The following is a 17518-nucleotide window of genomic DNA, read 5'->3' as shown; positions in this document are numbered from 1 at the left end:
TCAGCGTTCCTTGGCGCCGGCAAACAAATGCCGGTAAGCCGGATGCTCGCGCAAGGTGGCGAAGCAGAAGCCCTTCTGCTCCAGTCCGCTGATCAACGGCTCCAGCACCGCCGGCGCCCATGGGTCCTTGCGCGACCAGATGCCCATGTGCGCGAGGAAAATGTCGCCGTCCTTCAGGCCGTTCAGCGCCTTCTTCAGCAATGCGTCATTGGGGAATTTATCACTGGGCAGCTCGTCGCCCGAAAAACCCGCCGGCGCCCAGGCCACGTGGGCATAACCGCAGGCCTCGCCGGCCTTGAGCAGGTTGGGCGTCAGCTTGCCGCCGGGAGCGCGCCACAGCGGGTCGAGCTTGCGCCCGGTCAGCTCCTGGAAACGCTTGTCCACGCGCGTCATTTCCTCGCAGTATTGCGCCGGCGTCCACTGCTGCTTGCTGCCGGCCTGCGCGCCGAACTGCGGACGCACCTCGATCTTGCCATCGGGCAAATCGCGCACGACGTAGACGTGGTCGAAGGTGTGGGTGCCGAAGGCGTGCCCTTCTTCAGCCAGGCGTTTCCACAGCGGCTGCCAGCCGGGATCGAGCGAATAGTCGCCGTGGATGGTCTTCTCGTTGGCCAGGAAGAAGGTGGCCTTGATATGGTGGCGCAGCAGCGTCTGCTCGATCAGCTCGGCCTGGGACTGGCTGCCGGTGTCGAAACTCAGGTAGATCGTGCCCTTGCACTGCGCCTGTGATGACGGCGCTGACGCCGGTTGCGCCGCGGCCTGACCGGCCGCCAGAATGGCGCACAGGGTCAGGCCGCGAAGTTGCTTGCTTGAAAGCCGGTAGCTCATCGCCTCTCAGACGTCGGGAGCGCGGTTGTAGAGATAGATGCCGTGAGGCGAACGGCCCACCGGAATCACCTTGCTGACCGAGCGGCTGGCCAGGTCGATCACGGCCACCTTCTTGATCCAGCGCAGCGTCACCCACATGGTCTTGCCGTCCTCGGTCACTTCCATGCAGTCCGGACCGCCCGGCACCTTGATGGTTCCGACGTTCTCCAGCGTCTGCATGTCGACCACGCTGATGGTGTTGGCCACGCGGTTGGAAACATAGACGAAGCGCTTGTCGCCCTGGGCGCGGAAGTTGTGGGCGCCGTTGCCGGTCTTGATCTGCTTGACCAGCTTCTGGGTGCGCCAGTCGATGACCTGCACATAGTCGCTGCCCATGATGCCCACCAGCAGGTACTTGTTGTCGGGCGTCATCATGATGCCGGCCGGCAGCTTGCCCACCGGCAGGGTCCACTTCACCTGCTGGGTGGCCAGGTCGATGGCGCTGACCTGGTCGCTGCCCTGCTGGGTGATGAAGGCGGTGGTGCTGCCGTTGTCGAAGGCGATGTGGCTGGGCGTCCTGGCCAGCGGGATGCGCTTGGACAACTTGAGGTCGGTGCCGTCGTAGCTGTAGACGTCGACGCGGTCCAGGCGCAGGCCGGTGGCGACGAACCACTTCTGGTTGGGGGTGAAGCCGATCTGGTAGGGATCGATGATGTCGCGCAGGCGGCGCTGGACTTCACCGGTCTTGGGATCGAGGAACAGCAACTGGTTGCCGGTGGCGCTGGCCACGATCAGGGACTTGTTGTCCGGCGTGGCCATCAGGTGGTGCGGCTCCTTGCCGACCGAGAACGTGGAAATTTCCTTGTGGTTGGACTGGTCCAGCAGCGACACCGAGGCATCGCCGGAATTGAGCACCACCACCACGTTGGCCTGGGCCGATGCTGCCAGGACGGCCGATACGCATGCTGCGCGGAGAGAAACGGAAAAAAGTTGACTGAATCGACGCAACATGACGAACTTTACACAAAAGGGCCTGCTCTCACCGTGCGGAAGGCACGTCTTGGCACCTTAACGCATGTCAATGCGATCCCGCTGACAAGGCGCTGACGCATTCTGCAAAAATTCCGCCGTTTTGGTTTACACTGCCAGCCGTCCCGGTCGCATCCCGCAGCCGGGGCGGCCTGCAGCCCCACCAGACCAAGGAAAAAGGGCTGCATCGTCCACCGAAAAAGTTTCCCGAAAGCATGTGCGTCGGTCCTCCCGAAAAGCACAGGCCAGAATCCTTTTCGCCGGGACGGCCGCCGGCTGCGACGACCGCACATTATCCCCATCTGAAAGGAACACGATGTCCACGATCACCACAGCTTCCGGGCTGCAATATGAAGAAGTCAACGTCGGCTCGGGCGACGAAGCCAAGGCCGGCAGCCATGTCACGGTGCATTACACCGGCTGGCTGCAGAATGCGGACGGCAGCGCCGGCAGCAAGTTCGACTCCAGCAAGGACCGCAACGACCCGTTCGCCTTCCCGCTGGGCGCCGGCCACGTGATCAAGGGCTGGGACGAAGGCGTGCAAGGCATGAAGGTGGGCGGCGTGCGCAAGCTCATCATTCCGGCCGGCCTGGGCTACGGAGCGCGCGGCGCGGGCGGCGTGATTCCGCCGAACGCCACGCTGATCTTCGAAGTCGAACTGCTGGCCGTCTGAGCGGCCGGAGGAGACGAGCATGAGCACCCTGCAAGAGCAATTCGAAGCCGCCGTGGCGGAGTCCAAGACCCTGCCCGAGCGTCCCGACAACATGACGCTGCTGAAGATGTACGGCCTGTACAAGCAAGGCAGCAGCGGCGACGTGCAGGGCGAGCGCCCCGGCATGACCGACTTCGTGGCGCGCGCCAAGTACGATGCCTGGGCCGCCAACAAGGGCACCGCGCAAGCCGATGCGCAGCAGCAGTACATCGACCTGTTCAACGACCTGAAGGGTTGACCGCGCCCTTGCGCCCTCGCGGCGCAGGCGTGAAAGACAAACGGGCGCGCTTGCCTCAAGCGCGCCCGTTTTTCATTGCGATGGCCGGATGTCAGGCCTTGACGACGTCCGGATTGAGCAGGTTGGGCGGCGTCTGTCCCGACAGGGCGGCGATCAGGTTGTCGGCCGCGCAGTTGGCCATGGCCAGGCGCGTCGGGGTGGACGCGCTGGCGATGTGGGGCGTCAACACCACATTGGTCAGCGACAGGAATTCCGGCTTGAAGGCCGGCTCGTTCTCGAACACGTCCACGCCGGCGGCGGCGATGCGGCCGGCGCGCAGGTGCTCGATCAGCGCCGCATCGTCGACGATGCCGCCGCGCGCGATGTTGGTCAGCGTCGCGGTCGGCTTCATCAGCGCCAGCTCGGCGGCGCCGATGGTATGGTGGGTTTCCTTCGAATACGGCAGCACCAGCACCACGTGGTCGGCGCGCTTCAGCAGTTCTTCCTTGCTGACATATTGCGCATTGTTGGCGCGCGCTTCCTGTTCGGGCTTCAGGCGCGAGCGGTTGTGGTACAGCACCTGCATGTCGAAGCCCAGCGAGCGGCGGGCGATGGCCTGGCCGATGCGGCCCATGCCGATGATGCCCAGCGTGGCGCCGTGCACGTCGGGTCCCACGAAGCTGTCGTAGCTCCACTTCTTCCATTTGCCGGCGCGCAGGAAATGCTCGGACTCGGTGATGCGGCGCGCGGTGGCCATCATCAGCGCCCAGCCGAAGTCGGCGGTGGTTTCGTTCAACACGTCGGGCGTGTTGGTGGCCATCACGCCGGCGGCGGTGGCGGCCGCGACGTCGATGTTGTTGTAGCCCACCGCCATGTTGCACACCGCCTTCAACTGCGGGTTGGCGGCGAACAGCGCGGCCGTCACCGGCTCGCTGGGCGTGGTGAACAGGCCGTCCCGGCCCTTGGCCGCGGCCAGCAGCTCGTCGGCCGAATAGATGCGGTCTTCCTGGTTGGACTGGACCTCGAAATGCTGCTCCAGGCGCGCCAGCACCTCGGGGAAGATGGCGCGGGATACGAAGATCTTTTGTTTCATGGCTGTCTCTTTGCGTTGTTTTCGAATGGACGGATAGGACGATTCTGCCCTACTTGAAGAAGATGAAGGTCATGACGATGAACAGCGGCACCAGCACGGCGCCGGACCATGCCATGTAGCCGAAGAACGAAGGCATGCGGATGCCGCGCTCCTCGGCGATGGCCTTGACCATCATGTTGGGCGCGTTGCCGATGTAGCTGTTGGCGCCCATGAATACGGCGCCGGCGGAAATCGCCGCCAGCGTCGACGCCAGCGGCCCCATCAGCTCGGCCGCATCGCCGGAAGCGGTGTTGAAGAACACCAGGTAGGTCGGCGCATTGTCGAGGAAGGACGACAGCAGGCCCGTCATCCAGAAATACATGGCGTCGTCCGGCCGGCCGTCGGGTCCGGTCACCGCGCGCACCACGGCGGCGAAGGCGCCCTCCTCGCCGGCGCGCAGCATGGCGATCACCGGCACGATGGTCAGGAAGATGGCGGCGAACAGCTTGGCCACCTCCAGCATCGGCCCCCAGCCAAAATCGTTGCCCTCGCGCGCCGCCGCCGGCGTCAGCTGCAACGACAACAGGATGATCGCGACCAGCCCCAGGTCCCGCGCCAGGCTCTGCCACTCCAGCGGGATGCCCATGATCTCGCCGGCGATGCCCGGTTTCCATACCCCGCTCATCAGCACCAGCGCGACCACCGCCGCCAGCAGCAGGAAGTTGATGCCGCCGTCGAAGTGCAGCGGCGCATCCGGCGTCGGGTCGAGCGGCTTGATTTCTTCGCGGTTCAGGTAGTAATGGCGGTCCAGCAGGTAGAAGATCGCCAGCAGCGAAGCGCACAGGAACAGCATCGGCAGCAGCACATGGCGCGCGGTCCAGAAGAAGTCCACGCCCTTGAGGAAGCCGAGGAAGAGCGGCGGATCGCCCAGCGGCGTGAGCGAGCCGCCGGCATTGGCCACCAGGAAGATGAAGAACACCACCACATGCGCCACATGCCGGCGGTCGTCATTGGCCCGGATCAGCGGGCGGATCAGCAGCATGGCCGCGCCGGTGGTGCCCATGACGCTGGCCAGCAGCGTGCCCAGCGCCAGCAGCCCGGTATTGAGCGCCGGGGTGCCGCGCAGGTTGCCGCGCACGCAGATGCCGCCGGCCACGGTGAACAAGGCGGTCAGCAGGATGATGAAGGGAAGGTATTCGGCCAGCAGCGCATGCAGGGTCACCGCCAGCGCCGCGTGTGCCCCCTGCGCGACGCCGAACGGCAGCAGGAAAGCCAGCGCCCACGCCGCGGCGATCTTGCCGAAATGGTGGTGCCACAGCGAAGGCGCCAGCAACGGCAGCAAGGCAATCGAAAGCAATACGCCGGCGAACGGCACCGCCCATGCCACGGACAGACCCGCTCCGTCGAGTTCGGCAGCCAGTCCCGGCAAGGGAAAGGCGAAGCCCAGGGAGGCAATGGCGGTAGTAAAGGCGGCTCTGGTCTGCAATGTCGTCCCGGCTAGAAGGCAAAGAGTGGCGAAGAGGTGCCACACTATAGCAGCCGGGCCGCGCGCCACGGACGCAAACGGGCCGGCGGCAAAAACTTTCAACTGTGCGCCGGGCATCTCTGCCCGGCGCCCGCCTCAGCCCTTGATCTGGAACACCTGGCGCAGGTAATTCACGTAGGCCAGGTCGTCGCACATGTTCTTGGACGGGGTGTCCGAGAGCTTGGCCACCGGCTGGCCGTTGCAGCGGATCATCTTCATGACCACCTGCAGCGGCGTGTAGCCGAGGTCGTTGGTGAGGTTGGTGCCGACGCCGAAGGCGACCTTGGCGCGGTCCTTGAAGCGCAGGTACAGCGCGCGCACCTTGTCGAAGTCCAGGCTGTCGGAAAACACCAGCACCTTGGAGGACGGGTCGACGCGGTTGTCGCGGTAGTGCTGGATCAGGCGCTCGCCCCATTCGAACGGGTCGCCGGAATCGTGGCGGGCGCCGTCGAAGAGCTTGCAGAAATACATGTCGTAGTCGCGCAGGAAGGCGTCCATGCCGTAGACGTCGGACAGCGTGATGCCGAGGTCGCCGCGGTATTCGCGCGCCCACATCTCGAAGGCGAAGGTCTGCGAGTCGCGCAGGCGCGGGCCCAGCGCCTGGCAGGCCTGCAGGTATTCGTGCGCCATCGTGCCCAGCGGCGTCAGGCCGTGCTGCATGGCGTACATGACGTTGGAGGTGCCGGCGAAATGCGTGCCCATGCGCTGCTTCATCTCGTCGATGACTTCGGCATGCCAGCTGCGCGAGAAGCGGCGGCGCGTGCCGTAGTCGGCGATGTTGCAGCCGGCCAGCTCGGCATCGTCGGTGATCACCGAGATCTTTTCGCGCAGGCGCTTGCGTCCTTCTTCCAGGTCGGGCGAACGCTGGGTGTCGCGGAAGTAGACTTCGTTGACGATGGCCAGCACCGGCACTTCGAACATGATGGTGTGCAGCCAGGGGCCCTTGACGCTGATCTCGATCTCGCCGTTGCCCGCGGGCGCGGGCTGCACCGTGATGTACTTCTCGTTCAGGTGGAACAGGTCGAGGAAATCGACGAAATCGCTCTTGATGAAGCGCAGGCTGCTCAGGTAGCGCAGTTCGTCTTCCTTGAAGCGCAGGCGGCACATGGCCGCGATCTCGGCGCGGATCTCGTCCACGTAGGGAGTGAGGTCGACGCCTTCGTTGCGGCACTTGAACTTGTATTCGACCTGGGCGCCGGGGAAATGATGCAGCACCACCTGCATCATCGTGAATTTGTACAGATCGGTGTCGAGTAAGGATGTGATGATCATGAAATCCGGATGCGGCCGGGCCGCATGCTGCCATGTTGATAGGCCGGCCGATGAAGGCCGCCCGAACGGCGCCGGTGCGCCGCGCCCGCTATCTTAACCCGGATCGAAAAAAGCAAAGCCCCCTGCTTCGAGGGGGCTTTGTCCGCCATGGCCTGCCTGGCGCCACAGCCGGCGGCCGCGCTCACTTCATCGCCGAGGCCGGACGACGCCCGCGCACGTAGGTGACGTTGGGCAGGTAGGCCGCGCCGTCCAGGTAGCGCCAGTTGCTCATGCTGCTGCGGCCGTCCTTTTGCGACACCTGGCCGACGAAGGCGCCCATCGAGGCCTGCTGGTCCAGCGCGCGGAACGCGATCGGGCCCAGCGGGGAATCCAGCTGCAGGCCGCGCAGCGCATCCACCAGGGCCTCGCCGTCGGCGCCGTCGGCCTTCTTCAGTCCGGCGGCGATGGCCATCATGGTGGTGTAGCCGAATACCGCCGAGAGCTGCGGACGCTGGCTGAATTTCTTCAGATAGGCCTCGAGGAAGCGCTGGTGCTCGGGCGTGGCGATCTGGTCCCAGGGGTAGCCGATGGCGATCCAGTCGCGGATCGCCTCGCTCTGGGCCGGATCCAGGCTCTGCGCGCCGGCCGAGGCCATGGACACCACCCGCACGCCGGAAAACAGCTGCTGGCGGTTGCCGGCCTGCACGAACTTCTGCAGGTCGTCGCCGAAGGTGGCGTTGAAGATGCCGTCCGGGCGCGCCTGGCGCATCGTGCGCACCACATCGTCGGCCTTGATCTTGCCCAGCGCCGGCCATTGGTCGGAGACGAATTCCACGTCCGGGCGCGCTTGCTTGAGCAACAGCTTGAAGCTGGCCACGGCGCTCTGGCCGTATTCATAGTTGGGCGCCACCACCGCCCAGCGGCGGCCGGGCATGCGCGCCGCCTGCTCGGCCAGCATGGCGGCCTGCATGTAGGTCGAAGGCCGTACCCGGAAGGTATAGCGATTGCCCTTGTCCAGCGTGATCGCATCCGACAACGCGTCACCCACGACAAAGACGGTCTTGCCCCTGGCGGCCTCGCGCGCAACCGCCAGCGCCACGTTGGAGAGCATGGTGCCGGTCAGCACCTCGACATGCTCCTTGCCGACCAGCTCGCGGGCGTTGCGGGCGGCCTGCTCGGCGTCGCCGTCGTCGTCGCGCGCGACCAGCTCCAGCGGGCGGCCGCGCACGCCGCCGGCGGCGTTGATCTCTTCCAGCGCCAGCGCCAGGCCGTTGCGGTAGGCCTGGCCCACCGGCGAGAGGCTGTTGTGGCTGTTGATCTCCCCGATGCGGATGGCCTCGGCGGCGCCGGCGGCAGGCGCCAGGCCGATTGCCGTGACCAAGCCGAAGCCGGCCAGCAGGGAGCGAAGGGGGAAACGATATGCTTGTTTGGGCTGTTCAGCGTTCACGCCGGGACATCCTTTTCTTGATTCGGGCGGTTCCTCAGCGGGTGGCTGCGCCCCGCCCCGTGCGCGTTTGCGGCATTCCGGAAGGCATCGGCGGCGGCGCGTCCTATCGCTGAGTTATTTATTTACTTATACGTAATCTGTATAAGCCTCATTTGTGGGAAAAATCGAATTACCTTAAAATACAAGGCTTTGCAGCGGGTTGCGCAGCGTGTTTCCGGGGTCGCCGAAAGGCGGGGAAAGACGGCCGGAAATGGCTTGAACAGTGACGCAAACCGGCTGTGAAATGATTTTAACCGTGCCATATTGCCATCAATTGCGGCGCAGTTAGCCATCGGTTTTAAGAAAATTTACAGATAGGACAGTTATGACCCACGTTGTCACCGATTCCTGCGTCCGTTGCCGCTATACGGATTGCGTGGATGTTTGCCCGGTGGATTGTTTCCGCGAAGGCCCGAATTTCCTGGCGATCGATCCGGACGAATGCATCGACTGCGCGGTGTGCGTCGCGGAATGCCCGGTCAACGCCATCTACGCGGAAGAAGACGTGCCGGCTGACCAGCAGCAATACATTGACCTGAACGCGCAACTGGCCCGCAACTGGCCTTCGATCACCAAGACCAAGGCCCCGCTGGCCGAGGCCGAAGAGTGGAAGGACAAGACCGACAAGCTGCAGTACCTGCAGCGCTGATCGCTGCGGCACATCAAGCGTCGTCACAGGCAATACCCTCAGAATTACGGTTGCGCATCACGCCAGGCAGCAGCACCGTCCAGCCAGATGCGCAGCCGTTTGCGTTTTACCGTCAGGTAAGACCATGCGGAAGACGAGGTCTTCCCGACTTTTCACCGTCGCGGCACGCCTGCCTTCACGGCCCGGGCAGCCCGCAGACTGATCTCACAGCAAACCGGCGTCCGCCTCTAGCCAATTGAGTGTGAAAAAGCCTCTCAACTGAACTGAAACAGGAATATCAAGAAAATCATGGAAAACAACGTCAAGAGCGCTGCCGTCGACGGCATCATCGAAGCCGATGCCGTCATCATCGGCGCCGGCCCGGTCGGTCTCTTTCAGGTGTTCGAACTCGGTTTGCTGGAGATCAAGGCGCACGTGATCGACTCGCTGCCGGTGGTCGGCGGCCAGTGCGTCGAGCTGTACCCGGACAAGCCCATCTATGACATCCCCGCCGTGCCGGTGTGCACCGGCCAGGAACTGACCGACAACCTGCTGAAGCAGATCGAGCCCTTCTCGCCGACCTTCCACCTGGGCCAGGAAGTGACCGTGGTGCAAAAGCGCGAAGACGGCCGTTTTGACGTCGAGACCTCCACCGGCACCAGGTTCATCACCAAGACCATCTTCATCGCCGCCGGCGTGGGCTCGTTCCAGCCGCGCACGCTGAAGGTCGACGGCATCGAGCAATTCGAGAACTCGCAGGTGTTCTACCGCGTCAAGGATCCGGCCAAGTTCGAAGGCAAGAACATCGTCATCTGCGGCGGCGGCGACTCCGCGCTGGACTGGGCGCTGAACTTCGTCGGCAAGGCCGAATCGGTGATCCTGCTGCACCGTCGCGAAGAATTCCGCGCCGCGCCGGCATCGGTGGCCAAGATGAAGGAACTGTGCGAACAGTATGAAATGCAATTCCTGGTCGGCCAGGTCACCGGCACCGAAATCGCCGACGGCAAGCTCAAGGAAGTCAAGGTCACCGGCGCCGACGGCGTCACCCGCCGCCTGCCGCTGGACATGCTGCTGGTGTTCTTCGGCCTGTCGCCGAAGCTGGGCCCGATCGCCGAATGGGGCCTGGACATCGAGCGCAAGCAGCTGAAGGTGATGGACACCGAGAAGTTCGAGACCAACGTCCCGGGCATCTTCGCCGTGGGCGACATCAACACCTATCCGGGCAAGAAGAAGCTGATCCTGTCGGGCTTCCACGAAGCCGCGCTGGCCGCCTTCGGCGCCGCGCCCTATATCTTCCCGGAAAAGAAGATCCACATGCAGTACACCACCACCTCGCCCAAGCTGCACAAGATCCTGGGCGTCGAGACCCCGGTGTTCGACTGATCCATGGCGCGATGCCGGGCGGTTTTCCGCACGGCATCATCCCACCGGACGGTAAAAAGCCCCTGTACGCAGGGGCTTTTTTATTGCCTTGCGATAAACATGTCGCAATGCCGCAAACTTTCCTCGGGATTTTCTGTCTTTGGTCTTACCAACGCCGGGAAGTCCCGGACAAGCGTGCTATCCTACTGCGTCGCAACACGGACAATATTGACACAGTCGCAACTTAATGATTGACGCGGCCGTGTCAGCGCAAAATCACCGCCAAACGTTTGTTGCACAAGCTTGCTCGCCGCCGACCTGAAGCCGGGGCCATGAACCCCGCCGGACGATACGGCCGCCAGCCAGCGCTTGTATAAAGGTCAGCTATGCTTTATCAACTGCATGAACTCAACCGCGCGTTTCTGAACCCGATGATGCAATGGGCGGAAACCTCTGCCAAGCTGTTTTCCGATCCGGTTTCCCCGCTTGCCCACACTCCCTTCTCCCAGCGTATCGCCGCCGGCTACGAGCTGCTGTACCGCCTGTCCAAGGAATACGAAAAGCCGCAGTTCAACATCCACGAAGTGGAAGTCGACGGCAAGCCCACCGGCATCGTGGAAGAAGTCGTCGAGACCAAGCCGTTCTGTCGCCTGATCCATTTCAAGAAGGACCTGTCGGCGCGCCAGATCTCCGCCCTCGGGCAGCCCACCGTGCTGGTGGTCGCGCCGCTGTCGGGCCACCACTCGACGCTGCTGCGCGAGACCGTGCGCGCGCTGCTGCAGGAGCATGACGTCTTCATCACCGACTGGACCGACGCCCGCATGGTGCCGGTCGAGCAAGGCGACTTCCACCTGCACGACTACGTCTACTACGTGCAGGACTTCATCCGCACGCTGGGCCCGGACGTGCACGTGATCTCGGTGTGCCAGCCGACCGTGCCGGTGCTGGCCGCCATCGCGCTCATGGCCAGCGCCAACGATCCCAAGCTGCCCAAGACCATGACCATGATGGGCGGCCCGATCGACGCCCGCAAGTCGCCCACGTCGGTCAACGACCTGGCCACCGAAAAGCCCTACTCCTGGTTCGAGAACACCGTGATCTACAGCGTGCCGGCCAACTACCCCGGCTTCGGCCGCAAGGTGTATCCGGGCTTCCTGCAGCACGCCGGCTTCGTGGCGATGAACCCGCGCCGCCACGCGCAGAGCCACTGGGACTTCTACATGCACCTGCGCGACGGCGACGATGCCTCGGCCGAAGACCACCGCAAGTTCTACGACGAGTACAACGCCGTGCTGGACATGCCGGCCGAGTTCTACCTCGAGACCATCAAGATCGTGTTCCAGGACTTTGACCTGGCGCGCGGCACCTGGAAGATCGAGGGCAAGCCGGTGCGCCCGCAGGACATCAAGTCGGTGGCGCTGTTTACCATCGAGGGCGAGTTGGACGACATCTCCGGCTCCGGCCAGACCGAAGCGGCGCAGAACCTGTGCAGCGGCATCCCCAAGACCCGCAAGCAGCACTTCACGGTGCCCAAGGCCGGCCACTACGGGATCTTCTCGGGCCGCCGCTGGCGCGAGATCGTCTGTCCCAAGATCGGCGCCTTCATCCGCGAAAACGCCTGACGCGATCGCGGCGAGGCAAACAGAAATCCGGCGCCCCACCGATGTGCGGCGCCGGATTTTTTTGTCCGCGCACGATCAATGCGCATGCGCGGCGTGCGCGCGCTCCCGCTTGCTGCGCTTGCGATAGTCCTTCCAGGCCTGCGCGGCCACGCCGATGGCCAGCATCGACGCGATGGCGGACATGTCGGCCACCAGGCCCTGCCAGTTGCGCGGGCTGCCGTCGGTGGCAAGGTAGAGCAGGATGTCGGCCAGCAGCGAAATCATCGTCCCCGAGACGAAGCACACCAGCCCGTTGCGCCCCACCGTCACCACCAGCGGCAACCTGTCGGCCAGTTCGCGGATCCAGCCCTGGCGCACCATCATCGCCACCAGCCACAGCACGGCCATGAAGCTGCCCACGCGCAGCGAGGACAGGTTCTGCTTGAACACCGGGCCGGGATCGAATTCGACGAACATGCGCATGCAGAGAAAACCGATCGCCACCGCCGCCGCCGCGCGGGTGAGCTTGCGACGGCGCAGGACGGCGTCCGCGTCCTCGCGCTGATAGCTCTTGAGCGGATGCAGGCGGCACACCACGCCGATGACGAACAGCAGCTGCCAGGCAAAGGGGTTGAAGGTCCAGCCGTTGGGCGTCACCGCCGGCAGGAACCGGGCCAGCAGCGGCGCCACGCCCCACATGGCCAGGCTGCAGGCCACCGTTACCCAAGGGCGGCGGCGCACCGACGGCACGATCACCGGCGAAGCCAGGGCAAACAGCATGTACATCGGCAGGATGCTCGACAGGTAGGGCTGGCGCGCCAGCCGCAGCATCTCGCTGCCGATCTGCAGCGGCTCGTCGATGAAGGTGCCGATGTCGGTGTAGTCCAGCGTCGGCGTATGCAGGCGCAGGGCCGTAAACAGCAGGCCCAACGCCAGCATCAGCGCCACCGTCAGCAAAAAGGAACGGTAGAGCTGCCAGCCGCGCCGCAGGAAACGCCAGCGCGCCGCCTCGTTGCCGCTGCGCTCGGCAATCGAGGTGTAGGCGGCGGCCGTGGCATAGCCGGCGAGGAAGACGAACACCTCGGTGGCGTCGAAGATGGCGAAGCGCTGCAAGGTGAACTGCCCCAGCATGCTGCCCGAGATGTGGTCCACCACGATCATCAGCAGCACCACGCCGCGGAAGAAGTCGACTTCGAGGGAGCGCCCGCCGCCGGCGGTGCCTGGGAACTTGATCATGATGCGCCTTCGCCGATGCCGGTTCGGATCCGGATGCGAGACATCCGGTGCTCTGGAAATGGATGTCCGGAAAAGTGCGAAGTTCAGCCAGATTGCCCTTCATAACGAGTCGTTCTAAGGACGATGCCTTGCGCCGGCGCATCCGGCCGCTGTCGGACGGCATGACTTCGGGCCGATTTCCCCGGATAATGTCGCCTTTGCGTTGTTGAACCGCCCTACCGACGTGTCGCCATCCGCCACCACATCGTCCATGCCGTCGCCGTCCTCCGCCCCGTCCCTGGCGGACCGGATCGAAGACCTGCTGCCGCAGACCCAGTGCACCAAATGCGGCTACCCGGCCTGCCGCCCCTATGCGCAGGCCATCGCCGACGGCAGCGCCCCTCATAACCAGTGCCCGCCCGGCGGCGCCGAGGGCATCGCGCGCCTGTCCCAACTGCTGGGCCGGCCGGTGATCCCGCTGAACCCGGCCAACGGCGTGGAACAGCCGCGCCTGCTGGCGGTGATCGACGAACAGGCTTGCATCGGCTGCACGCTGTGCATCCAGGCCTGCCCGGTGGATGCCATCGCCGGCGCGGCCAAGCAGATGCATACCGTCATCGATGAGCTGTGCACCGGCTGCGAGCTGTGCGTGGCGCCCTGCCCGGTGGACTGCATCGCCATGGAAACCGCCACGCCCGGCCGCACCGGCTGGCAGGCCTGGTCGCAAGAGGCGGCCGACGCCGCGCGCGCCCGCCACGACTGGCGCAGCGTGCGGCTCAAGCGCGACAAGCAGGAGAACGACGCGCGCCTGGCCGCCAAGGCTGCCGCCAAGCTCAAGGAAGTGGAAGCCGCCGAAGCCGGTACGCCCGAGCAGCAAGCCGAACAGGCCCGCAAGAAAGCCATCATCCAGGCCGCGATGGAACGCGCGCGCCTGAAGAAGCTGCAAGCTGAACAGGACAGCGCGCCCAAGGCGTCCTGACCGACCACGACACAAGAAAAAGCCGTCCATGAACCCGACCAAACGCCGCGAAATCTTCGAACGCCTGCGCAAGTCCAATCCCACGCCCACCACCGAGCTGGAATACACCACGCCGTTCGAACTGCTGATCGCGGTGCTGCTGTCGGCGCAGGCCACCGACGTCTCGGTCAACAAGGCCACGCGCAAGCTCTACCCGGTGGCCAATACGCCCGAAAAGATCTTCAAACTGGGCGTGGACGGCCTGATCCCTTACATCCAGACCATCGGCCTGTTCCGCACCAAGGCCAAGAACACCATCGAGACCTGCCGCATCCTGATCGAGCGTCACGACGGCCAGGTGCCGGAGTCGCGTGAAGAGTTGGAAGCCCTGCCGGGCGTGGGCCGCAAGACCGCCAACGTGGTCCTGAACACCGCCTTCGGCCATCCCACGATCGCGGTGGACACGCACATCTTCCGCGTCTCCAACCGCACCGGCATCGCGCCGGGAAAGGACGTGGATGAGGTGGAGCGCAAGCTGATGAAGTTCGTCGCGCCCGAATTCCGCCAGGACGCCCATCACTGGCTGATCCTGCACGGCCGCTACACCTGCATCGCGCGCAAGCCCCAGTGCTGGAACTGCGTGATCGCCGACCTGTGCGAATTCAGGCAGAAGACCCCGCTGCCGCAAAAGGGCGTGTAAGCCCTTCCCGCCCTTCTTTTCCCTTGCGCCGCGATCTCAGCGCGGCGTGCCGCCGCCGACCTGGAACAGCGGCACCCAGCGCTGGTCCTGTACCTCATACATGGTGAAGGTCGGATGCAGCAGATCGCCTTCGTCGTTGAAGGCGATGGTGCCGCTCACGCCGGCAAAGCGCAGCTTGTGCATCTCCAGCGCGATGGCCGCGCCGTCCGTGCCGCCGGCCTGGCGCATGGCATTGATGAGCGCTTGCGCGGCGTCGTAGGCGAAGGTGGCGTAGAGGTCGATATTGGTGTCGAAGCTCTGCCCGTAGCGCTGCCGGAAGGATTTCCAGCCCGGCATCTTTTCCGGCGCAGGGCCCGGCTCCAGCACCAGCGCGCCATTGCCGTCGGCCCCCGCCTGCATCAGGAAGGGCAGGCCCACGGTGCCGGCCGAGCCCATCAGGCGCGAGTCGATCTTCAGCCGCTTGATGGCCTTGGCCAGCAGGCCCGCCTGCCAGTCCAGGCCGCCGAAGAAGATCATGTCGGGCGCGCGCTTGCGGATGGCCAGCAGCGGCCCGTTGAAGTCCGAGGTCTTGTCGCTGACCGAATAGCTGCCGATCACTTCCACGCCGAGCTCGCGCGCGGTGCGCGCCACCTGCTCGGCCAGGCCCTGGCCGAACGGAGTCCGGTCGTCGATGGTGGCCAGCGTCTTCACGCCCAGCTTGCGTACCGCGTACTCGGCCGCGAACTGGCCCACGCTGTCGTTGTTGGGGATGGTGCGAAATACCGCCGGATAGGCCTGCGCCGTGAATTTGCGGCTCATGGTTGCGGGCGACACCTGGATCACGCCCGCGGCATGGTAGATCGGCGCGGCAGCCAGGCTGGCGCCGCTGTTCCAGTGGCCGACCACGCCGACCACGCGCTGGCTGACCAGGTAGCGCGCCACGTATTCCGCGGTGGCGGGGTCGGCGCGGTCGTCCTGCGCCGTCATCTTGAGCCGGTAGCTCTTGCCCGCGATGCGCAGGCCCTTGCGGTTGGCCTCGTCCACCGCCAGTTGCACCGCGTTCTGCATGCTCTTGCCCACCCCCGCGGAGGGTCCGGTGAGCGGACCGGCAAAGCCGATCAGCAAGGTGGCGTCGTCATCGGCTTGCGCTGCCGCCGCGGCCGGAACGGCATCGGCGGCCGGGCGACCGACCAGCGGGCGCGCCTGTGCGCCGACCGCGCAGCTGGCCGCCAACAACAGGCCGACGGCGGCCAGGCGCCGGCGCAAACGGCAGGACATCAGGTGTGGCAACCAGCCTCCTGCAAGACGCATGCGATCTCCCCTCTTGGTGCCCGGCCTTCATCGGCGGCGGATCGAGCTGATCCGGACCGGCCGGGTTTTGCGACGTCGATTTCTGCGAATCTTGACTTCCGGCAAGAATATTACTGCAAGACAAACCGGCCGGGGCCGGCCGTGAAGACTTTTTGCGAGTTTCGACGCCGGCCCTGAAGCGAGGGCCGATGCGGCGTAAAATAGAGGCTTCGCGCATTTCCGAATCACCGTCCCGCAGCATCATGATCTTCAATCCGTCCCAGCACGATGTCCGCCGCTTCTTCTGCGAAGCTTACCGCAAGCACCGGCACCATGAAGTCCTGACCCCGATCGAGGCCATCGCGCGCGACTGGATCATGCAGCATCCCGAATACCAGGACGACCTGGGCGACGTCGAACAGGCGCTGGCCGCCGACTACTCCGTCGAGCGCGGCCAGACCAATCCTTTCCTGCACCTCTCGATGCACCTGTCGATCACCGAGCAGATCTCGATCGACCAGCCGCCCGGCATCCGCGCGGCCTTCCAGATGCTGGCCCAGCGCCGCGGCTCGGAGCACGACGCCCACCACGAAATCATGGAATGCCTGGGCCAGATGATCTGGAACGCGCAGCGCAGCGGCGTGCCGCCCGACGGCGCGGCCTACATTGAAAGCATCAGGCGGCGCGCCCAGGGCTGAGCGCCGGCGCGGCGCGCCGTGCCTCCCGCTCTTGGGATGGGATCGCCAGAAAAAAAGCCACGCGACTGCGTGGCTTTTTTCATTGGCGCGGAAGACGGCCGCAATGCGCTTACTTCTCCAGCACCAGGGAACCCGGCAGGCTGTGCAGGTAGGCAGCGATGTTGTTGATGTCCTTGTCGGTCAGCGGCTTGGCCTGGGCCGACATGATGGCGTTGGTGCGGCCGTTCATGGCGGTATCGCCGCGGCGATAAGCCGTCAGCGCGTGCTTGAGGTAGTCGGCATGCTGGCCGGCCAGCTTGGGATAGGACGGGTCGATCGGCGAGTTGTAGTCCTTGCCGTGGCAGGACGCGCAATTGTATTTCTCGACCAGCGCGCGGCCGGCGGCGATGTCGGCGGCATGCGCCTGCAGCGCCAGGGCCGACAGGACGGCCAGCAGCGCCGACGAACGGTTCAGAATCTTTTTCATCTTGTGCGTCCCCTCACTTCTGCTGCGAATAGTAGGCGGCCAGGTCGGCGATATCCTGGTCCGACAGGCTGGCGGCGATCCCCATCATCGACGGATGCTTGCGCTCGCCCTTCTGGTAGGCGCGCAAGGCGTTTTCGATGTACTTGGGAGACTGGCCGCCCAGCATGGGAACCTGGTAGACCTCGGGGAAGGTGGCCTTGTAGCCGGGGATGCCATGGCAGCCGATGCACATGGAGACTTTGTTTTCGGCGGCCTTGGCATTGCCGACGATGTCCGCCGCGGACGCGCAGCCGATGACGCCAGCCAATGCAAGAAACACAAGGTGTTTTTTCATGTTAGCAGGGTAGGTAAATTGGACTTAAACGAAACGAATCTTGTTGCTACCGGAGCAAACTGCAGTCGCGCTCGTTGGCTTGCTTCTGGTTCGGCAGGTTTGGCTGTTCTGCTATGGCTCAACCGTTGTTTCGGCTTAAGCTTGTCTCTCCACTCCCCCTGCTTACGCAAAAAACCGTTTGATTCTAA

General features: G+C 64.7%; 18 protein-coding genes. 8 read left to right on the top strand and 10 right to left on the bottom strand.

All coding sequences use genetic code 11. The features are described from left to right. Positions 1 to 828, bottom strand: a complete 828-nt coding sequence (locus CEJ42_RS06210; RefSeq protein WP_088750379.1) for a polysaccharide deacetylase family protein — start codon at positions 826 to 828, stop codon at positions 1 to 3. 6 nt (positions 829 to 834) lie between these two features. Further along, positions 835 to 1818 carry a YncE family protein gene (locus CEJ42_RS06205; protein WP_079214273.1) on the bottom strand — a complete coding sequence of 328 codons (984 nt, stop codon included), beginning with the start codon at positions 1816 to 1818 and terminating at the stop codon, positions 835 to 837. A gap of 334 nt (positions 1819 to 2152) precedes the next feature. Between CEJ42_RS06205 and CEJ42_RS06200 the strand changes: the two genes are divergently transcribed. After that, positions 2153 to 2509 carry an FKBP-type peptidyl-prolyl cis-trans isomerase gene (locus CEJ42_RS06200; RefSeq protein WP_079214272.1) on the top strand — a complete coding sequence of 119 codons (357 nt, stop codon included), beginning with the start codon at positions 2153 to 2155 and terminating at the stop codon, positions 2507 to 2509. Between the two features lie 19 nt (positions 2510 to 2528). Further along, complete coding sequence (locus CEJ42_RS06195) at positions 2529 to 2786, top strand: acyl-CoA-binding protein (protein ID WP_079214271.1); 258 nt, start codon at positions 2529 to 2531, stop codon at positions 2784 to 2786. Between the two features lie 91 nt (positions 2787 to 2877). On the opposite strand, the gene CEJ42_RS06190 is transcribed toward CEJ42_RS06195, so the two are convergent. The 4 genes from CEJ42_RS06190 to CEJ42_RS06175 form a co-directional block, all read right to left on the bottom strand. Next, the gene (locus tag CEJ42_RS06190; protein WP_088750378.1) at positions 2878 to 3858 is read right to left on the bottom strand and encodes a 2-hydroxyacid dehydrogenase; all 981 of its coding nucleotides are present in this window, start codon (positions 3856 to 3858) and stop codon (positions 2878 to 2880) included. Positions 3859 to 3907: 49 nt separating this feature from the next. Next, complete coding sequence (locus CEJ42_RS06185) at positions 3908 to 5323, bottom strand: sodium:proton antiporter (protein ID WP_088750377.1); 1416 nt, start codon at positions 5321 to 5323, stop codon at positions 3908 to 3910. A gap of 135 nt (positions 5324 to 5458) precedes the next feature. Beyond that, positions 5459 to 6634, bottom strand: a complete 1176-nt coding sequence (gene pncB / locus CEJ42_RS06180) for a nicotinate phosphoribosyltransferase (RefSeq protein ID WP_088750376.1) — start codon at positions 6632 to 6634, stop codon at positions 5459 to 5461. A 181-nt stretch (positions 6635 to 6815) separates the two neighbouring features. Continuing rightward, entirely contained in the window at positions 6816 to 8060 is a 1245-nt protein-coding gene (locus CEJ42_RS06175) for an ABC transporter substrate-binding protein (RefSeq protein WP_088750375.1), read from the bottom strand. 364 nt (positions 8061 to 8424) lie between these two features. On the opposite strand from CEJ42_RS06175, the gene fdxA reads away from it, so the two are divergent. The 3 genes from fdxA (at position 8425) to CEJ42_RS06160 (ending at position 11711) form a co-directional block, all read left to right on the top strand. Next, positions 8425 to 8748: a ferredoxin FdxA gene (gene fdxA / locus CEJ42_RS06170; RefSeq protein ID WP_079214266.1), complete on the top strand. Its 324-nt coding sequence runs from the start codon at positions 8425 to 8427 to the stop codon at positions 8746 to 8748. A 288-nt stretch (positions 8749 to 9036) separates the two neighbouring features. Next, on the top strand, positions 9037 to 10110 hold the full coding sequence (locus tag CEJ42_RS06165; RefSeq protein WP_079214265.1) for an NAD(P)/FAD-dependent oxidoreductase: 1074 nt from the start codon (positions 9037 to 9039) through the stop codon (positions 10108 to 10110). Between the two features lie 365 nt (positions 10111 to 10475). Continuing rightward, positions 10476 to 11711: a polyhydroxyalkanoate depolymerase gene (locus tag CEJ42_RS06160; protein WP_079214264.1), complete on the top strand. Its 1236-nt coding sequence runs from the start codon at positions 10476 to 10478 to the stop codon at positions 11709 to 11711. A 75-nt stretch (positions 11712 to 11786) separates the two neighbouring features. Here CEJ42_RS06160 and CEJ42_RS06155 read toward each other — a convergent pair whose 3' ends face one another. Beyond that, a complete protein-coding gene (locus CEJ42_RS06155; RefSeq protein ID WP_088750374.1) occupies positions 11787 to 12926 on the bottom strand; it encodes an OpgC domain-containing protein in 1140 nt (379 codons plus the stop codon). A gap of 250 nt (positions 12927 to 13176) precedes the next feature. On the opposite strand from CEJ42_RS06155, the gene rsxB reads away from it, so the two are divergent. Continuing rightward, positions 13177 to 13884, top strand: a complete 708-nt coding sequence (rsxB, locus tag CEJ42_RS06150) for an electron transport complex subunit RsxB (RefSeq protein ID WP_175354683.1) — start codon at positions 13177 to 13179, stop codon at positions 13882 to 13884. A gap of 28 nt (positions 13885 to 13912) precedes the next feature. Next, positions 13913 to 14563 carry an endonuclease III gene (gene nth / locus CEJ42_RS06145; RefSeq protein WP_088750373.1) on the top strand — a complete coding sequence of 217 codons (651 nt, stop codon included), beginning with the start codon at positions 13913 to 13915 and terminating at the stop codon, positions 14561 to 14563. A gap of 36 nt (positions 14564 to 14599) precedes the next feature. On the opposite strand, the gene CEJ42_RS06140 is transcribed toward nth, so the two are convergent. Next, positions 14600 to 15853 carry a branched-chain amino acid ABC transporter substrate-binding protein gene (locus tag CEJ42_RS06140; protein WP_243397796.1) on the bottom strand — a complete coding sequence of 418 codons (1254 nt, stop codon included), beginning with the start codon at positions 15851 to 15853 and terminating at the stop codon, positions 14600 to 14602. Positions 15854 to 16098: 245 nt separating this feature from the next. Here CEJ42_RS06140 and CEJ42_RS06135 point away from each other — a divergent pair, with 245 nt between their 5' ends. After that, positions 16099 to 16530 carry a DUF1841 family protein gene (locus tag CEJ42_RS06135; RefSeq protein ID WP_088750435.1) on the top strand — a complete coding sequence of 144 codons (432 nt, stop codon included), beginning with the start codon at positions 16099 to 16101 and terminating at the stop codon, positions 16528 to 16530. A 109-nt stretch (positions 16531 to 16639) separates the two neighbouring features. On the opposite strand, the gene CEJ42_RS06130 is transcribed toward CEJ42_RS06135, so the two are convergent. Both CEJ42_RS06130 and CEJ42_RS06125 read right to left on the bottom strand, forming a co-directional pair. After that, positions 16640 to 16996, bottom strand: a complete 357-nt coding sequence (locus CEJ42_RS06130) for a c-type cytochrome (RefSeq protein WP_079214260.1) — start codon at positions 16994 to 16996, stop codon at positions 16640 to 16642. A 13-nt stretch (positions 16997 to 17009) separates the two neighbouring features. Next, on the bottom strand, positions 17010 to 17330 hold the full coding sequence (locus CEJ42_RS06125; protein WP_079214259.1) for a c-type cytochrome: 321 nt from the start codon (positions 17328 to 17330) through the stop codon (positions 17010 to 17012). Positions 17331 to 17518: the final 188 nt, after the last annotated feature.

It is taken from the genome of Herbaspirillum robiniae (assembly GCF_002213415.1).
Lineage (GTDB): Bacteria > Pseudomonadota > Gammaproteobacteria > Burkholderiales > Burkholderiaceae_D > Herbaspirillum > Herbaspirillum robiniae.
The sequence above is the reverse complement of the archived record's forward strand: the minus strand, read 5'-3'. Positions and strand labels throughout refer to the sequence as shown.